Raw genomic sequence first — 853 nt, forward strand, 5'->3', positions numbered from 1 at the left:
GGTAATGCCCCCCGCAAACCGGCGCTGGGAGAAGTAGAATTTTCTCGTTAAGAGGGAGTTCTGCAGATGAAGAAGTCGAGATTCACAGACAGCCAGATATTGGAGGCGCTCAAGCGCGCGGAGGCTGGGCTTGCGGTGCCGGAGCTATGCCGGGAACTGGGCATCAGTTCGGCAACGTTCTACAAATGGCGCTCGAAGTACGGCGGGATGGACGCGTCGATGATGTCGCGCATGAAGGAGCTCGAGGCGGAGAATGCCCGGCTGCGCAAGATGTACATCGAGGAGAAGCTCAAGGCTGAGATTGCCTCGGAGGCGCTGCAAAAAAAGTTCTGAAGCCATCTCGCCGGCGCGAGATGGCAAAGCAGGTTGTGCAACAGCGCCGCGTGTCAATTCGTGTGGCGTGCACAGTGTTCGGCATCAGCGAGTCGTGCTACCGATACGAGGCGAAATTGAACACGGAGAACGAAGAGATTGCAGACTGGCTGATGCGTATCACGGGCTGTCATCGCAACTGGGGCTTTCTGCTGTGCTATTACTACTTGCGTAACGTGAAGGGATTCGGGTGGAACCACAAGCGCATCTACCGGATTTATCGGGAGCTGGAGCTGAACCTGCGCATCAAGCCGAAGAAACGCTTGGTGCGCGAAACGCCGCAGCCGCTGTCGGTGCCGCATGCCATCAACGAAGTGTGGTCAATGGACTTCATGCATGACCAGCTCGTTGACGGGCGCAGCATCCGGACGCTGAACGTGATTGATGATTTCAACCGCGAGGCGCTGGGCATTGAGGTGGATTTCTCGCTGCCGTCCGAGCGGGTGATTCGCACGCTGGAGCAGCACATGGAATGGCGTGG

The 853-nt window shown here is 57.7% G+C and carries 1 pseudogene; it reads left to right on the forward strand.

Annotation, left to right across the window (positions count from 1 at the left end):
- Window positions 1–66: 66 nt before the first annotated feature.
- Window positions 67–853 (forward strand): annotated as a pseudogene (locus PCE31106_RS23895) (IS3 family transposase); the annotation flags it as partial.

Origin of the sequence: Pandoraea cepalis (assembly GCF_902459665.1) — a bacterium.
Classification (GTDB): Bacteria; Pseudomonadota; Gammaproteobacteria; order Burkholderiales; family Burkholderiaceae; genus Pandoraea; species Pandoraea cepalis.